At 63.3% G+C, this 3,779-nt stretch carries 3 protein-coding genes; 2 read left to right on the forward strand and 1 reads right to left on the reverse strand.

Going from position 1 to position 3,779, the window contains the following annotated elements; all coding sequences use genetic code 11:
- Nucleotides 1-371 precede the first annotated feature (371 nt).
- Nucleotides 372-971: a TetR/AcrR family transcriptional regulator gene (locus EN893_RS23400; protein ID WP_127269306.1), complete on the forward strand. Its 600-nt coding sequence runs from the start codon at nt 372-374 to the stop codon at nt 969-971.
- Between the two features lie 66 nt (nt 972-1,037).
- Here EN893_RS23400 and EN893_RS23405 read toward each other — a convergent pair whose 3' ends face one another.
- Nucleotides 1,038-1,955: a peptidylprolyl isomerase gene (locus EN893_RS23405; RefSeq protein ID WP_127269307.1), complete on the reverse strand. Its 918-nt coding sequence runs from the start codon at nt 1,953-1,955 to the stop codon at nt 1,038-1,040.
- 268 nt (nt 1,956-2,223) lie between these two features.
- Here EN893_RS23405 and secA point away from each other — a divergent pair.
- Nucleotides 2,224-3,779 (forward strand): preprotein translocase subunit SecA (gene secA / locus EN893_RS23410; protein WP_128361807.1); only part of this gene is annotated, 1,556 nt, incomplete at its 3' end.

Raw genomic sequence — 3,779 nt, forward strand, 5'->3', positions numbered from 1 at the left:
CGCTTGGGGTGGTCAAGGCCGGCGGCGGCTGGCGTATCGAATCCGAGACATCGCAGGCGATGCAGTAGGCGTGATCCCACGGCCAGCCGGGCAATTCAAGCTGGCGGCGCCTCATGGCGATAGGAATTTTTTCTTGACTCGGTGAGGGCAGCTATGCTACATTTTTGCCCATGGTGCTGATTTGCGCCAGTGACCCGCCGCCCGGCGGGTTTTTGCGTTTGGAGCTTCGCCAACCGACACGGCGGTAGACTTTCAGAGAATGAACTTAACCCCTGCCGCTACCATCCGTTCCCGAAGCTTGAAAACGCGCCGTTTCGTTTGAGCGTCGGGTCGCCTATATTGCCGGCGATAGTGTTGGCGAGGAGACAGAGATGGCCGAGGACGCCGATCCGGCGCGCAGATCGATCGGTGCGCGGCGCAACCCCGACAGCGCCGATGCCATTCTCGAAGCCGCCGAGGCCGTACTGGTCGAAGCCGGTTATGCCGGTTTCTCGATCGAGGCGGTGGCGCGGCGGGCCCGCGCCGGCAAACCCACCATCTATCGCTGGTGGCCGAGCAAGGCGGCATTGCTGCTTGAGGTCTATCAGCGCCAGAAGCGCGTCGAGGTTCCCGATACCGGGCGGCTGGAGGAGGATCTCGTCGGCTTCCTGAAAAACCTGTTCACCCACTGGCGCGAGACATCGTCGGGAAGCGTGTTCCGGTCGCTGATCGCCGAGGCGCAGTCGGACGAGACCGCTGCCGCGGCCCTTGCCGACTACTCGCTGGGCCGACGCTCCCATACCGGCCAGATCATCGAACGCGCCAAGGCAAGGGGCGAAATCCCGGCCGGCGTCGATTCAGCTGTTGTCGCAGACCTGATCGCCTCCTTCGCCTGGAGACATCTGTTGACCAACCGGCTCGACGAGGACGAAGCCGCCATCGGCAAGGCGGTCAACTACGTGATGCGAGGCATAGCGGCGCCCGCCCCTTAAAAAACGGCGATGAAAAAGGGCGCGGCAACCCCTGGCTGCCGCGCCCTTTTCAAAGAGCTATCAGTCTTACTTGGCGCTTTCCAGCGTATCGACCGTCTTCTTCAGGTTCGCGTCGGGGATCTCGATCTTGGCGCCGGCGCGCAGCGACTTGACCAGCGCAAAATATTTGTCGCGGATGACCGCCTGCTTGGCCTGGTCCTTGACGTCGTCGAAGGCCGGCGGCTGCTTGGTGCGCTTGTCCTCGAGCTTGATGACATGCCAGCCGAACTGCGACTGCACCGGCTGCTCGGTGTATTTGCCGACCTCGAGCGCGGAGGCCGCCTTGTCGAACTCCGGCACCATCTGGCCAGGTCCGAACCAGCCGAGATCGCCGCCGCTGGTCTTGCCCGAGGGATCGCTGGTGTGCTCGTTGGCGAGCTTCTGGAAGTCGGCGCCGCCGTCGAGCTGCTTGATGATGGCCTCGGCCTCTTCCTTCGTCTTCACGAGGATGTGACGGGCATGCAGCTCGTTGGTGGGCGGCGTGTTGGCGATTTCCTGGTCGTAGCGGGCGCGGACCTCGGCGTCGGTGACCTTGTCGACGACGCCCTTCTCGACCATCTCGCCATGCAGCGCGCGCTGCTGCAGGAAGGCCATGCGGCGCTGGAAGTCGGGATCCTTGTCGAGCCCTGACGTGACCGCCTGGGCGGCCATGACACGGATCTCGATGGCAGCCGAGAGCGCTGCGGCACGGCGCTGCTCGGGTGGCAATTGCGCGAACTGCTGTGACAATTCCCCTTCGGCAAGCACCAGATCGGCTTCGGTCAGGGGCTGGCCGTTGACCGTGGCGATAACCTTATTCGGATCGACCGGTGCCGCGGCTGGCGCTGCTGCATCCGCCGGGGCGGGAGCGGTTTGCTGCGCCATCAGCGGCGAGAGCGAAAGGGCCGACAGGCCGACGGCCAAGCCAAGGCTGGCGAGCGACGCGCGGCGGAACAACAGGGACATAGGGTGGACTCCGGTGGGGATTGTTAAGAGGGTGCTTCCAGATCGGCCAGATTGTGGCGGAATTTGGCGCAGCCAGCAGGGCCAGCGCGGCGTTGACATCAGTTGAGCCCCCTCTTATCTGTCCAACGACTTTGCGTCCAGAACCGTTTTCCGGGCGCTTTTTGTGTTTGCCAGTGTTCACTAATGTGTTCGCCAGTGTTCACGTGGAATTGATGGGGCCGGCCGGCGCTCATCTCAAGATTGAGAATTCTATCGAAAGGACCATTGGATGGTCAGTCTCGGCGGTCTCGCCCGTAAGGTTTTCGGTTCCTCCAACGACCGTCGGGTCAAATCGACCCGGCCCCGTGTCGAGGCGATCAACGCCATGGAAAACGAGATGCGGGCGCTCTCCGACGAGGAGTTGGTCGGCCGCACCGCGAAGTTCCGCCAGGACATAGCCAATGGCGCCACACTCGACGACCTGTTGGTGCCGGCCTTCGCCACCGCCCGCGAGGCAGCGCGCCGCGTGCTCGGCATGCGCCCCTTCGATGTCCAGCTGATCGGCGGCATGGTGCTGCACAATGGCGGTATTGCCGAGATGCGCACCGGCGAGGGCAAGACCCTGGTCGCGACGCTGCCGGTCTACCTCAATGCGCTCGCCGGCAAAGGCGTCCACGTCGTCACCGTCAACGATTACCTGGCCACCCGCGACTCCGAATGGATGGGCCGCGTCTACAAGTTCCTCGGCCTCTCGGTCGGCGTCATCGTCCATGGCCTGTCTGACGAGGAGCGCAGCGCCGCCTACGCCGCCGATGTCACCTACGCCACCAACAACGAGCTCGGCTTCGACTATCTGCGCGACAACATGAAATACGAGCGCGCCCAGATGGTGCAGCGCGGTCACAATTACGCGATCGTCGACGAAGTCGATTCCATCCTGGTCGACGAGGCGCGCACGCCGCTGATCATTTCCGGTCCGCTCGAGGACCGTTCGGAAATGTACAACACCATCGACACCTTCATCATCCAGCTGCAGCCGCAGGATTATGAGATCGACGAGAAGCAGAAGACCTCGATCTTCACCGAGGAAGGCACCGAGAAGCTCGAGAACCTTTTGCGCGATGCCGGCCTGCTCAAGGGCGAGTCGCTCTACGACGTCGAGAACGTCGCCATCGTCCATCACGTCAACAACGCGCTGAAGGCGCACCGGCTGTTCCAGAAGGACAAGGACTACATCGTCCGCAACGGCGAGATCGTCATCATCGACGAGTTCACCGGCCGCATGATGCCGGGCCGCCGCTATTCGGAAGGCCTGCACCAGGCGCTCGAAGCCAAGGAGCATGTGGCGATCCAGCCGGAGAACCAGACGCTGGCCTCCGTCACCTTCCAGAATTATTTCCGCCTCTACAAGAAGCTCTCCGGCATGACCGGCACGGCGCTGACCGAGGCCGAGGAATTCGGCAACATCTACGGTCTCGAAGTCACCGAGATCCCGACCAATCTGCCGGTCGTGCGCATCGACGAGGACGACGAGGTCTACCGGACGGTCGAGGAGAAATACAAGGCGATCGTGAGAGAGATCCGCGAAGCCAGCGCCAAGGGCCAGCCGACGCTGGTCGGCACCACTTCCATCGAAAAGTCCGAGCAGCTGGCCGAGCGCCTGCGCAAGGAAGGTTTTACCGATTTCGAAGTGCTGAACGCCCGCCATCACGAGCGCGAGGCGGCGATCGTCGCCCAGGCCGGCAAGCCCGGCGCCATCACCATCGCCACCAACATGGCCGGCCGCGGCACCGACATCAAGCTCGGCGGCAATGCCGAGATGCGCATCGAGGAAGAGCTCGGCGA

The organism is Mesorhizobium sp. M7A.F.Ca.CA.004.04.2.1 (assembly GCF_004022825.1).
GTDB lineage: Bacteria > Pseudomonadota > Alphaproteobacteria > Rhizobiales > Rhizobiaceae > Mesorhizobium.